The sequence below is a fragment of the Caballeronia sp. dw_19 genome, from assembly GCF_018449515.1.
Classification (GTDB): Bacteria; Pseudomonadota; Gammaproteobacteria; order Burkholderiales; family Burkholderiaceae; genus Caballeronia.
In genome coordinates, this window is record NZ_JAAVUQ010000001.1 from 63914 (window position 1) to 81626 (window position 17713).

General features: G+C 60.8%; 13 protein-coding genes and 1 pseudogene. 9 read left to right on the top strand and 5 right to left on the bottom strand.

The features are described 5' to 3' along the window. The first annotated feature begins 9 nt into the window (after positions 1-9). On the top strand, positions 10-1293 hold the full coding sequence (locus HB376_RS00250) for an MFS transporter (protein ID WP_213761449.1): 1284 nt from the start codon (positions 10-12) through the stop codon (positions 1291-1293). Between the two features lie 70 nt (positions 1294-1363). Here the strand turns inward: HB376_RS00250 and HB376_RS00255 are convergent, their stop codons facing one another. Both HB376_RS00255 and HB376_RS00260 read right to left on the bottom strand, forming a co-directional pair. Continuing rightward, positions 1364-2575: a CaiB/BaiF CoA-transferase family protein gene (locus tag HB376_RS00255; protein WP_213761450.1), complete on the bottom strand. Its 1212-nt coding sequence runs from the start codon at positions 2573-2575 to the stop codon at positions 1364-1366. Between the two features lie 196 nt (positions 2576-2771). After that, a complete protein-coding gene (locus tag HB376_RS00260) occupies positions 2772-3713 on the bottom strand; it encodes a LysR substrate-binding domain-containing protein (protein ID WP_213761451.1) in 942 nt (313 codons plus the stop codon). A gap of 276 nt (positions 3714-3989) precedes the next feature. Here HB376_RS00260 and HB376_RS00265 point away from each other — a divergent pair. Together HB376_RS00265 and HB376_RS00270 are read left to right on the top strand one after the other, a co-directional pair. Then, a pseudogene (locus HB376_RS00265) lies at positions 3990-5191 on the top strand (MFS transporter). 64 nt (positions 5192-5255) lie between these two features. Then, positions 5256-5999: an enoyl-CoA hydratase/isomerase family protein gene (locus tag HB376_RS00270; protein ID WP_213761452.1), complete on the top strand. Its 744-nt coding sequence runs from the start codon at positions 5256-5258 to the stop codon at positions 5997-5999. A 1-nt stretch (position 6000) separates the two neighbouring features. On the opposite strand, the gene HB376_RS00275 is transcribed toward HB376_RS00270, so the two are convergent. Continuing rightward, positions 6001-7398 (bottom strand): FAD-containing oxidoreductase, encoded by a 1398-nt coding sequence (locus tag HB376_RS00275; protein WP_213761870.1) that lies wholly within the window; start codon positions 7396-7398, stop codon positions 6001-6003. A gap of 249 nt (positions 7399-7647) precedes the next feature. On the opposite strand from HB376_RS00275, the gene aldA reads away from it, so the two are divergent. From aldA to HB376_RS00295, 4 genes are all read left to right on the top strand, one after another. Continuing rightward, positions 7648-9081, top strand: a complete 1434-nt coding sequence (gene aldA / locus HB376_RS00280; RefSeq protein WP_213761453.1) for an aldehyde dehydrogenase — start codon at positions 7648-7650, stop codon at positions 9079-9081. Positions 9082-9212: 131 nt separating this feature from the next. Next, on the top strand, positions 9213-10481 hold the full coding sequence (locus HB376_RS00285; RefSeq protein ID WP_213761871.1) for an MFS transporter: 1269 nt from the start codon (positions 9213-9215) through the stop codon (positions 10479-10481). Further along, on the top strand, positions 10478-11695 hold the full coding sequence (locus HB376_RS00290; protein WP_213761454.1) for a mandelate racemase/muconate lactonizing enzyme family protein: 1218 nt from the start codon (positions 10478-10480) through the stop codon (positions 11693-11695). Before HB376_RS00285 ends, HB376_RS00290 begins: the two co-directional genes overlap by 4 nt. A 15-nt stretch (positions 11696-11710) precedes the next feature. After that, entirely contained in the window at positions 11711-13375 is a 1665-nt protein-coding gene (locus HB376_RS00295; protein WP_213761455.1) for a GMC family oxidoreductase N-terminal domain-containing protein, read from the top strand. Here the strand turns inward: HB376_RS00295 and HB376_RS00300 are convergent. Then, on the bottom strand, positions 13342-14238 hold the full coding sequence (locus HB376_RS00300; RefSeq protein WP_213761872.1) for a LysR substrate-binding domain-containing protein: 897 nt from the start codon (positions 14236-14238) through the stop codon (positions 13342-13344). The two genes, HB376_RS00295 and HB376_RS00300, sit on opposite strands and share 34 nt — an antisense overlap. Positions 14239-14500: 262 nt before the next feature. Here HB376_RS00300 and HB376_RS00305 point away from each other — a divergent pair, with 262 nt between their 5' ends. Then, on the top strand, positions 14501-15049 hold the full coding sequence (locus tag HB376_RS00305; protein ID WP_213761456.1) for a cytochrome b: 549 nt from the start codon (positions 14501-14503) through the stop codon (positions 15047-15049). Positions 15050-15144: 95 nt separating this feature from the next. Beyond that, positions 15145-16446 (top strand): cation:proton antiporter, encoded by a 1302-nt coding sequence (locus tag HB376_RS00310; protein WP_213761457.1) that lies wholly within the window; start codon positions 15145-15147, stop codon positions 16444-16446. Positions 16447-16534: 88 nt separating this feature from the next. Here the strand turns inward: HB376_RS00310 and HB376_RS00315 are convergent, their stop codons facing one another. After that, positions 16535-17644, bottom strand: coding sequence for a saccharopine dehydrogenase C-terminal domain-containing protein (locus HB376_RS00315; RefSeq protein ID WP_213761458.1), 1110 nt, complete (start codon positions 17642-17644; stop codon positions 16535-16537). Positions 17645-17713: the final 69 nt, after the last annotated feature.

A 17713-nucleotide genomic window follows, 5' to 3' on the forward strand; every position in this document is an offset into this window, starting at 1 on the left:
ATCTGAAATATGGGAATTGCACGAAGTCTGCGCGCGCTCGATTGGCTGAACTTCTTTGTCGCGAATGTGCAGACCGGCTTTGGGCCGTTCATCGCCTCCTATCTCGCCGCGAACAAATGGACGCAAGGCGAGATCGGGCTGATGCTGAGCGTCGGCACGATCAGCGCGATGGCGAGCCAGTTGCCGGCCGGCGCGCTCGTCGATGCCTTGCGCAACAAGAAAGGCGCTGCTGCTGCCGCCATCATCGCGATCATCGTGAGTGCATTGCTGCTCGGCGCGAGCCCGACGTTTGTCGTCGTGTTCGCGGCCGAAGTGCTGCACGGCTTTGCGAGCTGCATGCTCGTGCCGGCCATGGCCGCGATCTCGCTCGCCCTCGTCTCACGCGCCGATCTCGGCGACCGGCTTGGGCGCAATGCGCGCTGGGCGTCGATCGGCAGCGCACTGACGGCGGCGTTGATGGGCGTGTTCGGCGAGTACCTGTCGCTGCGCTCGGTGTTCTTTTTGACCGCGGCGCTCGCGTTGCCTGCGCTCGTCGCGCTGAACATGATCCATCACGAGATGGCGCCCGTCGTTCCGCGCATGAAAAAGGCGGCGGCGAAAGCGGGGGCGAGCATCGCGCAAGCGGTGAGCGCAGCCGGGGCCGAGCGGCCTGAGAGCCTGCGCGATCTGCTGCGTGATCCGAGGCTCTTGACCTTCGCGGCGTGCGTGGTGCTGTTTCACTTGTCGAATGCAGCCATGCTGAATCTCGCCGCCGGTGAAGTCACCGCGCACATGGGCGACAACGTTCAACTCGTGATCGCGGCGTGCATTATCGTGCCGCAGTTCATCGTGGCGGGGTTGTCGCCGTGGGTCGGGCGGCAGGCGCAAAGCTGGGGACGGCGGCCGGTGCTGATCATCGGTTTCTCGGCGCTGCCGTTACGTGCGCTGCTGTTCGCGGCCGCCAGCAGCGCGGCCAGCCCTTACCTGCTGGTACCGGTGCAGATGCTCGACGGCATCAGCGGCGCCGTGTTCGGCGTGATGCTGCCGCTGATTGCCGCCGACGTGGCCGGCGGCAAGGGCCGTTACAACTTGTGTATAGGATTCTTTGGACTGGCAGCGGGCGTTGGGGCGACGCTGAGTACGGCGATTGCCGGATTCGTGGCGGACAAGTTCGGCGTGAACACCAGCTTCTTCGGACTTGCCGCAGCCGGTGCGCTGGCGGTGGCGCTGGTCTGGCTCGCGATGCCGGAAACCCGCGACGCCGCCGCCAACGAGGAAGCCGCCAGGGAGAAGGAAGCGACCCCGGCGGCGTGAGTGGACTCAAGAGTGGACTTAGTGAGTGGACTCAATAAGCAGACGGACCGCGCTGGGTCTGGGACTTGATTCAGCCCAGCGCGTGCTCATGCTGCAATACGACCTGCGATGTCAGCCACGCATCGATCTGCTCGTCTGAAAAGCCGTACTCGCTCAGCACGTCGATCGTGTGTTCACCCAACATGGGCGGTGGCATGCGAACCGAACCTTCGGTCATCTCGCTCATCCTGATCGCGCTCGCGACCTGCTTCAACTGACCTATCGAGCCGTGCGCCACCTCTTCGACCAGTCCGCAATGCACCACCTGAGGATCGGCGAACACGTCCGCGAGGTTGTTGATAGGACCAGCCGGAATGCCGAGCCGTCTCAAATCAGTGGTCCAATCGGCGCGCGTGCGCGTGCGCAGTTTTGTATCGATGACCTCTTTTAGCGCCTCCCGATGCTGCATGCGCTGCTCGTTGGTGACAAAACGCGGGTCCGACATGATGTGCTCAAGCCCCAGCAGTTCGCAGAGCTTGACCCACATGTCCGGCGTGCCCGGCGCCAGGTTCAGCGCGCCGTCCTGCGCCTCGAAAACCCCATACGGCGCAATCACCGGATGATGATTGCCGGTCGGCTCGGGTATTTCTCCCGCGCTCAAATAACGCTGGCCCTGTACGCCCAGCATGGCAACCAGCCCCGACAGCAATGAGCTTTCGACGCGCTGGCCGCGTCCCGTCTGTTGCCGGGAAAGCAATGCGGCGAGGACGCCCATTGCGGTCCACATGCCGGCGGTCATGTCGCCGATCGCGATGCCCACGCGCGTGGGGCCGGCCTCCGGCATACCCGTGAGACTCATGATGCCCGCGTACCCTTGCGCGACCTGATCGAAACCTGGCCACAACGCGGCAGGACCCGTACGGCCATAGCCCGTGATGTTGCCGTAGACGAGCCTTGGGTTAAGCGCCGATAACGTCTCGTACCCCAGCCCCATGCTTTCCATCGTGCCGGTCTTGAAGTTTTCGAGGACCACGTCGGCGGAACTCGCCATGTTGCGCAGCAGGTCGAGCGCAGCGGGCTTGCGAAAATCCACCGCCATGCCCCGCTTGTTCCGGTTGCACGAGAGGTAGTACGCGCTGATGCCGCCGGCAAAAGGTCCCCACGTCCTGACCATGTCGCCGCTCGGCGCGGGTTCCACCTTGATCACGTCCGCTCCGAGATCGCCGAGGATCATCGAACAAAAAGGACCCGCGAGCGCGCGGGTCAGATCCAGCACCTTGATTCCCTGCAACGGCAATGCCATGTCCCCTCCGGATATCTGCTTGTGACGGTGCTGGCTTCATCGATGTTTTTTTATCGACCAGCAGACGATTGAAGCGCACAAGATAGACGGCCGCCGCACAGATGAAAAATACGGATTGACGATGGGTCAATCACATTACGGTATGGAGCTAGGAAGCCAGCGCAGGATTGCAATCCTGCGTGCTCGAACGGATGCCTCAGGCTTCGTCGAGCGCAGCCAGACTCCGGGCGCCCAGCCATGCGCCGGGTACAAGACGCCGTTGCACGTCCTGCACGATCAGCCCTTGAACGATCTCGCCCGCCGGCGTAAGCGGCAGCGATTCCGCGTGACACAGCCACAGATCCCGTTGCCATTCGTCGCCATCAAGCGGCGTGGCTGTCAGCCGGCCGGACGTGACCTGTTCATGCACGGCGGACCAGGGCAATACGGTTGCCCCCACGCCTCTCTCGACCCATGACACCAGCATGGACGTGGAGTTGACGACCGCGACCAGGTTGTAGTCGAGCTGCGCCGCCGCGAAGGCCCGATCCAGTTTCGTCCTGACGATATTCGGCGGGCTGATCAGCACCAGCGGCAACCGCGCCAGTTCGGCGAGGCTGCACGTCGAACCTATGCCGGCCATGTCCGGATGACGAATGAGGAACAATTGTTCGTTGAGCAGCGGCGTCCGTGTGAGTCCGCGAACCGGCTGGTCGAGGACAACGACAGCCAAATCCACCCGGCCCAGCAAAACCAGTCCGTATAGTTCCGACGATGAACTCTCGGTCAGCTCCAAAATAATGCCCGGGTAATGAGCGCGAAGCTCCTGGACTACATCGATTGCGATCAGGTGCGCGGTGCTGTGAGGCATACCGACCACGACCGTCCCGTTCGGCTGGCGCGCGTGCTGCGACAGCAACAACTTCGTGTTGTCGGCCTGGCGCACAAGGCCCTTCGCATGCCTGTAGAGCAACTCCCCCGAGGGCGTCACCTTCACGCCCTGCACGCTGCGGCTGAAGAGGCGCACGCCCAGTTCTTCTTCCAGATTCTTGATATGCAGGCTCAACGCAGGCTGCGCAATACACAGTGTCTCGGCTGCGCGCGTAATGCTTCCCGACTCCACGATCGACAGGAAATACCTCAACTGCTTCAGGTCCATCGATCACTCCCTCGACTTCATCGTCCATAACAAAAACACTATGGATGGATCGTAATTCAATATTTCCACGATGTCGCGCCTGCCGCTTATATTGCCCCTGGGCCGATGCAAGGGGCGTCTCTGCGCCGCTGTACGGACCCGATAAAAATATCCAAGGAGACAGGAGTGAACTCATCGAGTCGCGCTATCGGCGAAGCGCTGCCACGTAAAACGACGCTCAATCGCGAGCAGATCATTGGTTTCTGGGCGGCATGGTCGGGGTGGACGCTCGATGGCATGGACTCCGTGATTTTTGCGCTCGTGCTCGTGCCGGCGTTGAAAGAGTTGCTGCCGTTGTCGGGCTTCGCCGCCAGCCGGGCGTCATCGGTCTGGCCGGGTCGCTGATGTTCGCGTTATTCCTGGTGGGCTGGGGTTTTTCGTACATATGGGGACCGCTTGCGGATCGCTTCGGCCGTGTGCGGGTGCTCGCGGCCACTACGCTGTTCTATGCGGTTTTTACGGGGCTCGCGGCTATCTCGCATAACGTCTGGGAACTCGCGATCTTTCGTTTTCTCGCGGGTGTCGGCGTGGGTGGCGAATGGGCACTGGCCGGTACGTATGTGGCGGAAGCATGGCCGGAAGACCGGCGGCGAGCAGGCGCGGGATATCTTCAAACCGGTTATTACGCGGGATTTTTCCTCGCCTCGGCTTTGAATTACACCATCGGTACACGATATGGCTGGCGGGTCATGTTCCTGTGCGGCTTGCTCCCTGTCGTGGTCGCGCTGTACACCCTGCTCAAGGTCCGCGAACCGCGCAAATGGAAACGCACGCATGGCGATGCGCACGCTTCGGCGCCCAGCAAGCGCCCCTTACGCGATATTTTCTCCAAGCCTTACAGGCAGCGGACCATCGTGAACTCGGTGCTGGTGACTGTCGCCATTCTGGGGCTCTGGGGCGGCTCGATCTATCTGCCAACAGCCGTCATCCAGTTGGCGGAGCGGCAGGGAATCGACGCCATCACCGCGATCAAGCTGGCCTCCGCGACCACGGCCATTTATTCGATCGGTACGATCATCGGCTGTCTGATACTGCCTTTTCTCGCCGACCGCTACGGTCGCCGCCTGACACTTGCCGCTTATTACGCCACGGCCGCGCTGTTCCTGGTTGCAGGATTTGGCTGGGCGTTCTACCTTCATGCAGGACTGGTTCCGTTCATGGCGCTGTCGTTTTTTATCGGCCTGGGCGGGGGTAACGCGGCCATGTATGCGCTATGGTTACCCGAGCAGTATCCGACGTCGATCCGCGCTACAGCGTTCGCTTTTTCGACATCGATCGGGCGGTTTTTTGCAGCAGGCGTCAGTCTGTGCCTGGGCGTTGCCGTGAGCCATTTTGGAACGCTCGGCATACCGATTGCGCTGACCGCATCCATATTCGTTGTTGGAATCATCACGCTGCGATGGGCGATTGAAACACGCGGCCAACCGTTGCCCGACTGATCTTTGAACCATGACCGTGCGCGTGCAGGCAAGCCGATAACGCTTTCGATAACTGGCAGGAAACATGACGAATACCAGCACTACCCCAGGTTTTTCCTGCTCGCGGCACGAGGGCGTGGTCACGATCCAGCTCACGCGTGTGGAGCAACATAACCGCATCGATCCCGCCGATCTGGCCGGGCTCCGGGAAACGATTGCATCGGCGGGGAAAGATGAAACAGCCATAGCGCTGGTGGTCACAGGAACCGGCGCGATCACGTTCAGTTCGGGCTATACGTTGTCGGCGCTGGCCGAGGGTAATATCGATGATTCGTTCGAAAGCTTCCTGAATGAACTGGAAGCCTGCCCACTGCCTACTGTCTGCGCGCTCAATGGCAGCGTCTATGGCGGGGCAACGGATCTCGCGCTGTGCTGCGATGTGCGCATCGGCGTAGAGGGCACGCGCATGTTCATGCCGGCTGCGCGTATCGGTTTGCATTATTACCCCGACGGCATGCGTCGATACGTTCGTGAGCTGGGACTCGCGCAGGCGAAACGGCTCTTTCTTACGGGCATGACGCTGGACGCTCCCGAGATGCTGCGCATCGGCTTCCTGACCGAGCTGGTCAAACCCGAACAACTGAGCTCGCGCACGGCGGAATACATCGATGCGCTTCGCGCGTGCGTGCCAGATACCGTGCGATCGATGAAACGTCAGCTAACCGCTATCGCCAACGGTGACTCCACGCTTAGCGCCGACAGAACCGCTTATGAGCGGTCGCTTCAAAGCCCGGTTATCGCTCAACGCATCAAGCAACGCCGGGCCTGAATTATTTCAACGGTTCAAGCATGCCGAGCAACGTAGGAATCAACTCGCTGACCGTCGGATGAATATGCATCGCGCGTTGCAGCGTGGTGTACGGCGCATCGGCATTCATGATGTCGATGAACGTATGGATAGCTTCATCGGCCTCGATACCAAGCATGGCCGCGCCAAGGATCTTCTTCGTTTCGGCGTCGACCAGCACCTTCATGAAACCGTCAGTCTCGCCGCGTTCGCGTGCCCGGCCGACGCGCGACATCGGCATGGTGGCGATCAATGCACGCCGGCCGTCCTTGCGCACTTCCGTCTCGCTCATCCCCACACGCGCAAACGGTGGATCGACGAAAACGGCGTAGCACATGATGCGTGAATCGACGCTGCGCGCTTCGCCATCCACCACATTCGACGCGATGATTTCATAATCGTTGTACGACGTATGCGTGAATGCGCCGCGACCGTTGACATCGCCGAGGGCCCATACGCCCTTCGTCCGGGTACGAAGCTGTCCGTCCACATCGATCAACCCGTGCTTGTTCAACGCGATGCCGGCCAACTCCAGCCCGAGATCATCCGTGTTCGGCGTGCGCCCCGTCGCAAACAGCAAATGCGATGCTTCGATGCTTGCCCGATCCCGCATCGGCTCCCTCAATGTAATTCGAATCCCCTTGCCTGACGGTTCGAGCTTCGACGCCTCGGTGTTGAACAAAAAATCGACGCCCTCCCGCGACATGACCTTCTGAATCTGAACAGCGAAGTCCTTGTCCTCACGCGCCAGCACACGCTCGCCTCTGACGAGCACGGTCACGCGGCTGCCGAAACGCCGGAACATCTGCGCGAATTCCAGCGTGATATAACTTCCGCCGACAATCGCCAGATGCTCGGGCAACTCGGTCAATTCGAGGATGGTGGAATTCGTAAGATGTGAAACGCTGGCCAGCCCGTCGACTTCAGGAACCGTTGCGCGCGTGCCCGTATTGATGAAAATCGCGTCCGCGTCGAGCGCCTGTTGCTGGCCGTCGGAGCCTGTCACGCTAATCGAATGCGGACCTGTGAAGCGGCCGTGGCCATTGAATACCACCACGCCCGGCGTGCTGCGCAACCACTTTTCGACGCCTTCGCGTGACTGGGCGATCACGCCGTCCTTACGCACCTTGACCCGCGCGAGGTCGACTCGCACCTCGCCTTCCACGATCACCCCGTAATCGCCTGCATGACGCGCGACGTGCGCTGCACGCGCGCTTGCCACGTAGGTCTTGGTCGGCGTGCAGCCCACGTTCACGCAGGTGCCGCCGAACAGATGCCGTTCGATCACGGCGGTCCGCCGGCCGCTCTCGGCCAGCTTGACGGCAAGCGGGCCGCCGCCTTGTCCGGTGCCGATCACGATGGCGTCGAAGTGCTGTGACATCTGCTGTGACATGCGAGTCTCCCCAGTGAATGGTCACGCCGGATCAGCGCGGAACAGTGAACAAACGTGGCGTTTTGGCATGGTAGCTCGCCATCGGCTATCGCGCTGCGCGAATAGCCCCGCCTTTCAGTGCGTTTTCCGCATGGGCGGGTCGAGTTTTAATCGCTTGTGGCCGAGTGTCACGCCGATAAAACTACCGCCATTCACGTCGCGGACGGCCGCGGCGCTTCACCTTTCCTGGCAATCACGATGCGCACCTACCGTAATTTCATCGATGGCCGTTTTGTCGAGCCGCAATCTGACGCTTTATCTGATGTCGCCGATGTTGACAACCCCGCCACGTCGGAGATCATCGCGCGTGTCACGCTGGCTTCGCACGATGACGCGTTAAGCGCGGTGGAAGCCGCCTCGCGTGCGCAGAAAAAGTGGCGCGCACTGACGGCGATTGAGCGCGGTGAGCATCTGCGCCGTTTCGCCGATGCCATCGTCGAGCGCGCCCCCAAGATAGGCGCGGCGCTCGCGCTGGAGTCCGGCAAGGGCGTGGCCGATTCGGAGAACGAAGCCCGTTACGCCGCCGACATCACGCGGTATCACGCGGAATGGGCGCGCCGGATTGAAGGCGAAGTCATTCCCAGCGATACCCCGAACGAAAACCTCGTACTGCATCGTGAACCGATTGGCGTGGTGGCCTGCCTGATTCCGTTCAACTACCCGGTATACACCCTTCTGCGCAAAGTCGCGCCCGCATTGATCACGGGAAATGCGGTGGTCGTACGGCCGAGCAACAACACGCCGGCGTCCGCATTCGAGATTGCGGAAGCCGCGCTTCAAGCGGGTCTGCCCGCAGGCATCTTCAACGTGCTCGCGATGGACCACGCCACCGCCGGCACAGTCTGCACGCATCCGGCAGTGGGCATGATTACGCTGACCGGCAGCGTGAACGCCGGGCGCATCGTGCTCGATTATTGCAAGGCGAACATAGCGAAACCTTCTCTGGAACTCGGCGGCAAGGCGCCTGCGATCATCGAGCCGGATGCTGATCTTGAAGCGGCAGCAAGCGCAATCGTGGCGTCGAAGACGACGCATTGCGGGCAATTGTGTACCGCGATGGAACGCGTTTATGTCCACGCCAGCGTGCATGATCGTTTCGTCGAACTGCTGCGAGCGAAGATGCATGCAGTGAGTTCCGGCGATCGCTCGCAAGATGCATCGAAGATGGGTCCGCTCGTCAGCCGCTCGGCACAGCGCAACATCCACGCGATGGTCGAGCGCGCCGTTGCCGAGGGCGCAACGATCGCCACCGGTGGGGTGTTGCCAGAAGGCCCTGGCTATTTCTATCCGGCAACGCTGCTGGTCAATTGCCGTCACGACATGGAAATTGTCCGCGAAGAAATCTTCGGACCGGTGCTGCCGGTGATCTCGTACAACACGCTCGACGACGCCCTCGCGATGGCCAACGACCATCAATACGGTTTGTCTTCGGTGCTGTACACCGAGAACTATCGCACCGCGATGCGCGTGGCCAACGAGATTGAAGCCGGCGAACTGTACGTGAACCGCACGCCCGCTGACCCGTACCAAGGCTTTCACGCCGGCTGGAAACGCTCGGGCCTGGGCGGTGACGACGGCAAGCACGGCATGCTCGAATTCACGCAGACGCGTCTCGTCATCATGAAGTACTGACCACCTCATCACCTACTCGAACATTTATAAAAACGGCGTTCATTGCGAGCAGCCGAAGGAGACTTATTGTGGAAAAAACCTTGACCGGCATCACCCCGTCAATCGCCGATAAAACGCGTGCGCAGCGATACATGCAACTCCTGCTGCTGGTGATCGCCGCGGGCGCGATCTATCCGCTGCTGTATTTGCGTCAGGTCTACCAGACGCCGATGCTCGAGTTTTTTCATATCGACAATAGCCAGCTTGGTTATCTGTATTCGATACTCGGCACCGTTTTCCTGATCAGCTATTTGCCGAGCGGCTGGCTTGCCGATCGCATCGCGCCGCGTTTCCTGATCTGCTTTTCGTTGATTGCTACCGGCGGGCTCGGACTGGTCTATTCGACGGCACCCAGCTTCCCCGTTTTGCTCGCCGTGTTCTGCTGCTGGGGATTGACCACGGGCCTGACCTTCTGGGCTTCCATTCTGAAGCGCGTAAAGACAATTGCCGCGCACGACGAACAAGGCCGGTTTTTCGGTTTGCTCGACGGCGGACGCGGTCTGATCGAGGCGTTGCTCGCGACCGTCGCTCTGGTGATCTTTGCGACCGCCACGGAGAAGCATGGCCTGCCGACGAACGTAGGCTTCAAATACGTCGTCTACCTGTATTCAGGCGTCTGTATCGCGCTGGGATTGCTGATGGCGATGGTGAAAGAACCGCCCGCAACGGCGCTGGAAAAACAGCAGGCAGCAGACAATCTCAAGCAAAACCATTCGCTGTGGCGCGATCTCCTCACGCTGATGCGCATTCCGCAACTCTGGCTGATGGCGGCCATTGTGTTCTGCGGTTATCAGATCTTCTGGGCCACCTATAGCTTCTCGGCTTACCTGCAAGTCGGCGACCTGAAGATGACCGTGGTCATGGCCGGTACGCTCACCACGCTCAAGCTCTGGATGCGCCCGATTGGCGGTATTGGCGGCGGCTATCTCGGCGACCGTTTCTCTACGCTCGGCGTGTTGACCACTGCCCTGTTTCTCGCAGCGCTGGGATTGGTCGCACTGGTCGTGCTGCCCACGCTCGGCCATATCGATCCGCGTGCGGGCGTTGCAATGATCGCGGTGGTCGTGCTGGTGATCGGCATCCTGACATACGCCATTCGCGGGCTCTACTGGTCGCTACTCGATCAATGCGGCATTCCGCTGCGCATAACGGGCTTGGCGATCGGCCTCGTTTCGCTGGTCGGTTATTCGCCTGACGTGTTCCTGCCGCTCGTGAACGGATGGACTACTGAGCATTTCCCCGGCCTTCTCGGCTACCAGTTCTACTTCTCTTACATCGCTGCGATCAGCGTGATTGGCGGCATCGCCGCACTCGCGCTCAAGCGCATGCGCACGACCGTTGCAAAGGACGTTCTCCAATGAAAATCGTCTCCCTCGAAACGCATTTCGTCGCCGTGCCGCCGCCGCATTTGGGCGGCATGTACTGGATCTTCGTGAAGCTGAAAACCGCTTGCGGGATTGAAGGCGTGGGCGAAATTTATTCGGCGACGTTCCATCCGAAAGCGATGGCGCACATTATCGACGACGTGTTTGGACGGTATCTGCAAGACCACGATCCGCACCACGTGGAGCGGTTTTTCCGCGAAGCGTATTCAAGCGGCTTCACGCAACGTCCCGACCTCACGATGATGGGCGTCGTCAGCGGGCTTGAGATGGCGTGCTGGGACATCATTGGCAAGGCAGCGGACAAGCCGGTGTATGAACTGCTGGGCGGCTTGGTCAATGAACGGCTGCGTTCGTACACATATCTTTACCCGAAGAACGCCGCGGGCGAATACGACTACGACGATGTCGATCTCGCTGCTGAATGTGCGGTGCAGAACGCGGATCGTGGGTTCACTGCGGTCAAGTTCGACCCCGCCGGTCCGTACACCGCGTACTCGGGTCATCAGCTTTCGCTCGACGTTCTGGAACGCTGCGAGACCTTCTGCAAGCGCATCCGTGAAGCTGTTGGCAACCGATGCGACCTGCTGTTCGGCACGCACGGGCAGATGGTGCCGTCGTCCGCTATCCGGCTCGCGCAACGCCTTGAAAAATATGATCCGCTGTGGTTCGAAGAGCCCGTCCCGCCCGGTCAGGAAGAGGCCATGGCACAAGTCTCCCGGCACACCAGCATTCCCATTGCTGCGGGTGAACGCCTCACGACCAAGTATGAGTTCTTCAAGCTGCTGCAAGCAGGTGCGGCGTCCATTTTGCAGTTGAATGTTGCGCGCTGCGGCGGCTTGCTCGAAGGCAAGAAGATCGCTGCCCTTGCCGAAGTTTATTACGCGCAGATCGCTCCGCATTTGTACAACGGACCCATTGGCGCAGCCGCGAGCATCCAGCTCGCCGCCTGCACGCCTAACTTCCTGATCCAGGAAAGCATCGGCACGTGGGACGGTTTTCACGCGGAGATTCTCAAGACGCCGATTCAATGGGAAGACGGTTATATCGTGCCGTCCAAGGCGCCGGGACTGGGCGTGGAATTGAACATGGACGTCGTGCGTGCCCATTCTCCTTACACCGGCGAACGTCTGCATCTGCAGATGGCGTCCAAGCCTGCCGATGTCCGGGATACGTCTCCGGCCAAAGGCTGAGGCCGAGTACATAACATGACTTACGACTACATCATCGTTGGCGCGGGATCGGCTGGCTGCATTCTCGCCGAGCGGCTGTCCGCGTCGGGACAATACTCCGTGCTTGTACTCGAAGCGGGTGGCAAGGCCGATTCGTTCTGGTTCAAGATTCCAGTCGGGTTTGCCAAGACCTACTACGATCCGGCCTGCAACTGGATGTATTACACCGAGCCGGAAGCACAGTTGGCGGACCGGAAAATCTATGCACCGCGCGGCAAGGTGCAAGGCGGCTCGGGCTCCATCAACGCGATGATCTACGTGCGTGGCGCACCGCGCGATTTCGACGACTGGGCCGCTGCGGGAAACGCTGGCTGGTCGTACAAGGACGTGCTGCCGTATTTCCGCAAGCTGGAAACACACGAGGCCGGGGACACTGCCGTGCATGGCGCGAGCGGCCCGATCCACGTGACATCGATGAAACGTGGTATTCACGCCATCACGCGTCACTTCCTCGATGCCTGCGATGAACTCAAGATTCCGCACAACGACGACTTCAACGGCGCGAAGATCGAAGGTGCCGGCGTCTACGATGTAAACACCCACAAAGGCCAGCGTGCGTCGAGCAACGTGGCGTATCTGGAACCGGCGCTGAAGCGCTCGAACGTGCATATCGAACATCACGCGCTGACTTCGCGCGTACTGTTTGACGGACTGCGTGCCAAGGGCGTCGAGGTATCGCAGAACGGCGTCAAGAAGACTTTCCACGCCGCGCGCGAAGTGCTTTTGTGCGCGGGTGCGGTTGACACGCCAAAGCTGCTGCAACTCTCGGGCATCGGTCCGAAGGCACTGCTTGAGCGCCACGGGATTCCCGTCCTGCATGCGCTTCCCGCCGTCGGCCGGAACCTGCAGGATCATCTCTGCGCGAGCTACTACTATCGCGCGAACATGCCTACGCTGAATGGCGATTTCGGTTCGCTGCTCGGCAAGCTGAAGCTCGGTCTGCAATATCTGTTGACGCGCAAAGGGCCGCTTGCGATGAGCGTGAATCAGGCCGGTGGATTCTTCAGCACCGACCCGGCCAGCCCGCTCGCGAACCTGCAGCTTTACTTCAATCCGTTGTCGTATCGGATTCCGAAATCGAACCGCTCGCAGCTCACGCCCGAGCCGTATCCCGGCTTCCTGCTCGCGTTCAATCCGTGCCGGCCGACGAGCCGCGGATCGATCGAGATCGCGTCGGCGAATGCAAACGACGCCGCGTTGATTCACGCGAATTATCTGACGACGCAAAAGGATATAGATGAAGTGATCCAGGGAAGCCAGCTAATCCGTTCGATCATGCAGGCCCCGGCGTTGCGCGCGGTCACGGTGGAAGAAACGCTGCCGGGCGCGTCAGTCGTGCCCGATGGCGACGACGCTGCCATGCTGCAGTATTTCCGCGAGAACAGCGGCTCGATCTATCACCTGTGCGGATCATGCGCGATGGGCCCGGACCCGCGGACCGCGGTAGTGGATGACCGTCTGCGCGTACATGGCATCGAGGCATTGCGGATCGTCGATGCGTCCATTTTCCCGAACGTCACGTCCGGCAATATCAATGCACCCGTGATGATGGTGGCTGAAAAAGGCGCGCAAATGATTCTCGCCGATGCCGCCACGCCCACCTTCGTTCAACGCGAAGCGCTGGCCGCCGCCTCGGCCTGAAGCCACTGCTGGAAAAGCCGCTGCGTCCCGCTTGCACGCTGCTCGGGACGCAGCACGAACCAGTACGACTGGCGCCCTTCCACCTCCACGTCCAGCACTTGCCGCAATTGCCCGGACGCCAGTTCGGCCGCAATCATGTGACGATCGGCAATGGTGATGCCCATGCCGTCAACAGCGGCTTGTATCGATAAATCGAGCAGGTCGAATTCGTGACCGTTGTCCGTGTCCACGCCTTCAATCCGCGCGGCGTCCAGCCAGTGTTGCCAGGTCAGATACCGCTGATCTTCGCCCGATAGAACATGCAGCAAGGTGAAGCGGTTCAGCTCCACAGGCGTATCCACGCCTTCACGATCCAGCAACGCGGGCGCCGCCACCGCGATATGCCGCTCGTGCATCAGCAAGGTACTTTCAAGGTTATTCCATTCGCCATCGCCGAAACGCACCGCGCAGTCGAGCCGGTTCGAATCCGTGAGGCCATCGTCCACACGCGTGGTAATGCTCAGGTCGAGTTGCGGAAACGCCTCGCGCAGGCGCCCGAGGCGCGGCACCAGCCAGCGCGCGGCAAAGGTCGGCGGGACATTGATGCGCAAGCGGTTGACATCATTTTTCTGGCCGATCGCGCGGACCGTCAGTTCGATCTTGTCGAAGGATTGTTGCAACGCGCGCAGCAGCACGCGACCGCTCGGCGTGAGAACGAGATGCTGATGACGGCGGGAAAACAACGTCTCGCCAAGCTGCTCCTCAAGTTGCCGGACCTGCCGGCTGACCGCGCTTTGCGTGACGTTGAGCAGCGCGGCTGCACGGGTGAAGCTGCCGGTGGTACCGGCCGCCTCGAAGGCTTTGAGCGCATTCAGCGCGGGCATTTTACGTTTCACGGCGGATCGGAAAGTTCGTTGTCTCGTTGGCGCGTTGACACATGAGCCCGGGGCGGCGAGCATCGGTTGATGCGTACGTTCGCGTGATCTTACTCAGCCATCCGCTCGAACTGTAGCGATTTGACATCCTCACGCCGGATCGATGGAAGGATCGATGGAAAGAGCGATGGAATATGCGTACGCCATTATCCGTTCATTGCATGCTCGTGCCACGGGCGGAACCGCTCAATGAAACATACCGGAGAACTGCATGCCCGCTGGATCAACCACCCCGAATACACCAGGACTGGAACGCTATTCGAAGCCCTCGATTTTCTTTCATTGGGCCATTGTCGTCCTGATCGCGCTGGCTTATTTCGCCATCGAGATCCGAGGACCCAAAGGTAGCGACAGCCGCATTTTCTGGAGTAACGTGCATTTCTGGTGCGGCACGCTGGTGTTATCGCTGGCTGTGCTCCGCCTGGCATGGCGCTTGTGGCACGGCGCACCCGCGGAGATCGCCGACGCTCGCGTGCTCACTTTCCTTGCTCGCCTGGTCCACCTCGCGCTGTATGTGTTCATTTTTGCGCAGCCTTTACTCGGAATCCTGATGATCAACCTGGGCGGGCATCCGGTGACGCTCGCCGGGCTGGGCTGGCAGATACAGCTCGTCGGTGCCGATCCGGTCGCACGGCCCGTCATCAAGGAAGCCCATGAGTTTCTAGGGAATTTGTTCTACTGGGTCATCGGCGCGCACGCGTTAGCGGCGATCGGACATCATGTAGTGCTCAAGGACGGCACATTGCGGCGCATGCTGTAACGCAGGGCCGAAGCGTTTCGGCGATGCCATAACGGCAAAGCCTGTGGCATGCCTCTTGCTCCTGTTCGGGTACGCTGCATTTACCTCAGGCTCTCATGACCGAAACGATATGGTTTCTCGTCGTTGGCGGTGTTCTCATTTTCATGGGGCTTGCCAGTTCGACGTTCAAACAACTGCCGATCAGCAGCGCCATGGTGTATCTCGCCATCGGTTTCGGGCTGGGTCCGTTTGGCATCGGCCTGCTGAAGATCGATCTGCTGGGCGAAGCCACCCTGCTGCGCCGGATCACCGAAGTCGCCATGCTCGTGTCGCTGTTCGCGATCGGGTTGCGTCTGCGGGTGCCGCCCACCGACCGCATCTGGCTCTTGCCCCTGCGCCTCGGTTTGGTCGCGATGGTGGCAACGGTCGCCATCATGACGCTGGCAGGCGTCTATCTGCTGCATATGAACTGGGGACCTGCATTACTCATCGCCGCGATGCTTGCCCCCACCGATCCCGTGCTCGCCCATGACGTGCAAGTGCAGGTTCCCGGCGATGTCGACTTGCTGCGCTTCTCGCTCACCGGCGAAGGCGGTTTGAACGACGGCATTGCGCTGCCGTTTGCGTTGCTGGGAATCGCGGTATGCAACTATGAGGTATCGCCACAGCAGGCGCTGAGCTGGCATTTCGCCGGCGATGCCCTCTGGGGTGTCGCCGGTGCGTTGGCCGTGGGCTGGCTGCTGGGAGACCTCGCGGTACGGCTGATTGCGTGGCTGCGCACTCGCCATGGCCTGGCTCTCGGACCCGAAGGTTTTTATGCGCTGGGCTTGATCGCGCTCGCGTATGGCGTCGCCGAATTGATCCACACATATGCGTTCCTGGCCGTGTTCGCGGCGGGCCTCGCGATGCGGCGTGTCGAGCAAAAGGCCAGCGGTGACAAGTCGGCGCATGAAGCGGTGGGTGTGATCGATACCGAGGACGTTGGCGCCACCGCCTCCGATCCTGATCGAGCGCATGCGTTTGTCGCGGAACGGGTCCTCGGCTTCACGATAGAACTCGAGCGAATCGCGGAAGTCGCGGTGATGCTGATGGTAGGCAGCGTGCTCGCCAATGTTTGGGACCGGCTGTTTACGTGGCATGGCGCCGCGGTAATCGGGCTGTTGTTTTTCGTGGCCCGGCCAGTGTCTGTGCAGGCTTCGTTGCTGGGTTCATCGGCGACGCGCTCGCAGCGCTTGCTCACCAGCTGGTTCGGGATTCGCGGCGTTGGGTCGTTTTATTACCTGACGTACGCTTTAGAGCATGCGCCTCGCAGCGTTGCCGAAATGCTTGCACCGCTGGTGCTGGGAGTGATCGCGGCGTCGGTGATCCTGCATGGCATTACGTCGACGCCGCTGATGAATCAATACAGGAGAAGTTGATCTGCCGGTCTACCGGGTTTGGTCAGGCAAAGAGATGGATGACCGCTCGCTTCGCCCCACGCTCAAAACCGGCAGACCGAGCGAAGCCTCAGGCAGCCTCTAGTTGCCGGACAACGCCCAGCGTGCTCGCGCCTTCGTACAACTGTCCGAACCGGTTCGCCAAAAACGCTTCCAGCGGCACCTGCTCCTGCCGGATAAAGCCGCTCTGCGGCAACATGCCTTCACGGAACAGATCGAGTTCCGCGCAGATCGCGCCGGCGGTCGTGATCTGGATCGCGCTCATTGGCACGCCGCATACGTTCTTCGCGAAGATCTTGCGCGTGAATACGTCTTGCACAAGGCGCCCGTCGCGCATGCCTGTTGCCGTGACGAATACCAGCACGACGTCCTGCGCCGTAGCCGGTATGGCACGCCGCAACATCGCCTTCAGGCCGTCGCGATCACTCGACATGCGCAAGTCGTCGAGCAGGAACTTCATCAGCTCGCGATGCCCGGGATACCGCACCGACTTGTAATCCAGCGTCTCCACCTTGCCGGCCAGCGTTTCGCATAGCGTACCCAGGCCGCCCGATGTATTGAACGCCTCGTACTCGGTGCCATCGAGTGAAAAATGCTCCAGCCCTTCCAGCGGCTGCACCCATTGCGTACTGCCGTCACGGATAGCCTCGCACGGCTGGCAATACTCGTTGATCAAACCATCGATGCTCCAGGTCAGGTTGTATTTCAACGCGTTGGTCGGAAACTCAGGCAACGCGCCAACCCGCATCTTGACCTCACGCACCTCGGCGAAGCGCTTCGCCAGATCGTGCGCCACGATGCCGATGAACCCCGGCGCCAGGCCGCATTGCGGCATGAAGGCGTGGCTGGAATTGTCGGCGATCGCGCGGATCGCGTGGGTTGCCCGCACGTCTTCAGTCAGGTCGAAGTAATGCACGCCGGCCGCTTTCGCCGCCGTGGCGACGGTCACGGCGAGGTAATACGGCATCGCGTTGAGGAGTGCGTCGAAGCCTTGCAGCGCGAGACGCAGTGCGTTCGCATCGGCGGAATCGACGCGGCGGGTGAGAATACCCTGCGCTTCAAGCAGTTCGAGCGCGTGGGCATCGCGGTCGAAAACGACCACTTCATAGTCGCCGGTTTCACGCAGCAAATGAGCAATGCTCTGGCCAATCAGGCCGGCGCCGATGAGGGCAATTTTCATGTTTATCTCCTTGATGGGCGGTCAACAGGCAATCTCCGGCCATCAGTTTAGGAGCGCATGAATATTGAT

What these genes read in the sequence shown, in the direction of transcription:
- aldA (WP_213761453.1), top strand. Translation starts at nt 7,648, where the DNA reads ATGCGCACCTACCGTAATTTCATCGATGGCCGTTTTGTCGAGCCGCAA.
- HB376_RS00290 (WP_213761454.1), top strand. Translation starts at nt 10,478, where the DNA reads ATGAAAATCGTCTCCCTCGAAACGCATTTCGTCGCCGTGCCGCCGCCG.
- HB376_RS00315 (WP_213761458.1), bottom strand. Translation starts at nt 17,644, where the DNA reads ATGAAAATTGCCCTCATCGGCGCCGGCCTGATTGGCCAGAGCATTGCT.
- HB376_RS00255 (WP_213761450.1), bottom strand. Translation starts at nt 2,575, where the DNA reads ATGGCATTGCCGTTGCAGGGAATCAAGGTGCTGGATCTGACCCGCGCG.
- HB376_RS00310 (WP_213761457.1), top strand. Translation starts at nt 15,145, where the DNA reads ATGACCGAAACGATATGGTTTCTCGTCGTTGGCGGTGTTCTCATTTTC.
- HB376_RS00295 (WP_213761455.1), top strand. Translation starts at nt 11,711, where the DNA reads ATGACTTACGACTACATCATCGTTGGCGCGGGATCGGCTGGCTGCATT.
- HB376_RS00270 (WP_213761452.1), top strand. Translation starts at nt 5,256, where the DNA reads ATGACGAATACCAGCACTACCCCAGGTTTTTCCTGCTCGCGGCACGAG.
- HB376_RS00250 (WP_213761449.1), top strand. Translation starts at nt 10, where the DNA reads ATGGGAATTGCACGAAGTCTGCGCGCGCTCGATTGGCTGAACTTCTTT.
- HB376_RS00300 (WP_213761872.1), bottom strand. Translation starts at nt 14,238, where the DNA reads ATGCCCGCGCTGAATGCGCTCAAAGCCTTCGAGGCGGCCGGTACCACC.
- HB376_RS00285 (WP_213761871.1), top strand. Translation starts at nt 9,213, where the DNA reads ATGCAACTCCTGCTGCTGGTGATCGCCGCGGGCGCGATCTATCCGCTG.
- HB376_RS00260 (WP_213761451.1), bottom strand. Translation starts at nt 3,713, where the DNA reads ATGGACCTGAAGCAGTTGAGGTATTTCCTGTCGATCGTGGAGTCGGGA.
- HB376_RS00275 (WP_213761870.1), bottom strand. Translation starts at nt 7,398, where the DNA reads ATGTCACAGCACTTCGACGCCATCGTGATCGGCACCGGACAAGGCGGC.
- HB376_RS00305 (WP_213761456.1), top strand. Translation starts at nt 14,501, where the DNA reads ATGCCCGCTGGATCAACCACCCCGAATACACCAGGACTGGAACGCTAT.